Source organism: Nonomuraea zeae, from assembly GCF_005889725.1.
Taxonomy (GTDB): domain Bacteria; phylum Actinomycetota; class Actinomycetes; order Streptosporangiales; family Streptosporangiaceae; genus Nonomuraea; species Nonomuraea zeae.
In genome coordinates this window covers 1-1,047 of sequence record NZ_VCKX01000697.1, presented here as the reverse complement: position 1 = coordinate 1,047, position 1,047 = coordinate 1, and the positions used below count along the sequence as shown (strand labels likewise).

Genomic DNA, 1,047 nt, shown 5'->3' with positions numbered 1-1,047 from the left:
TCGCGGCTGTTTTCTCTTTTTTTTTTTTCAAGCAGAAGACGGCATACGAGTTGTCTTAGGGTCTCGTGGGCTCGGAGATGTGTATATGAGACAGGATCCCGCCTGCTTCCCCGATCCCGCCGGCTTCCCCGATCCGGCCTGCTCTCCCCATCCCGCCTGCTTGCCTGACCCCACCTGCTTCCCCGATCCCGCCCGGCCTCTGTCCCCCGGCCGGCGGGAGGCCGCGACCGGCTGCGGCGCGAGGTAGCGTTGCATCACCGGACGCCACCGGTTGGCCCGTAGCTCCCGGAGCGCGGCCACCGCGAGGCAGTACTTGCTCACGCTCACCGGCCGCACCCCCATCCCACGCAGCACCTTGTCGACCACGGCCTTCCCGTCCGCCGACTTCGACTCCAGCAGGACCAGATCACGCCGAGCGGGTGCGCTACGTCGCCCGTCGTGACACACCAGCCCCGTGTCGCAGGTGAGCCGCGCGGCCCCGGACCGGTCGATGAGCGTCACCCGCTTGTAGTCGGTGGCCAGCACCGGCACGAGGAGGTCCGGCGCGATGAGGCGCAGCTCGCTCAGCAGGGTGTCCTGCACGAAGTCCAGCGCCTCCCGGGTGAGCGTCTCGGCGGGCGCGTCGTCGTACGGGATGCGATGTTTGTCCGTGCTGCCGCGCGCCCCGCTGAGCTTGAGCTCAAGCCAGCTCCCTCCACCGTCCAGGTACGTACGAGTACGCAGCTTGAACCTTCGTCGCCGATCCTGCCGATGCTGGTGGAAGGTGAGCAGGTCAGGCGTGTCGAAGTAGGTCGAGGTATAGCGGAACTGCCGCCGCTCCCCGATCTTCAACACCACGAACCCATCCCCCAGCTCGGCCGCCAGCCGCGCCATGGTCGAGGCCGTCACGATGTATTTGCTGTCCACCCGGCTCATCAGCTCCGGCACGTCCTCCAGCCCCATCGTCGCCACGCCTGCGGCAACCCCGGCGAGCACCACATCCGCATCCAGCTCAGCCCTCAAGTCCACACCCTGTCTCTTATACACAACTGACGCTGCCGACGACAC

1 protein-coding gene is annotated in these 1,047 nt (G+C 67.0%); it reads right to left on the bottom strand.

Annotated elements, in window-relative coordinates:
- Positions 1-27 precede the first annotated feature (27 nt).
- Positions 28-1,002 (bottom strand): polyphosphate polymerase domain-containing protein, encoded by a 975-nt coding sequence (locus ETD85_RS62450; protein WP_138699118.1) that lies wholly within the window; start codon positions 1,000-1,002, stop codon positions 28-30.
- Between the last annotated feature and the right edge of the window lie 45 nt (positions 1,003-1,047).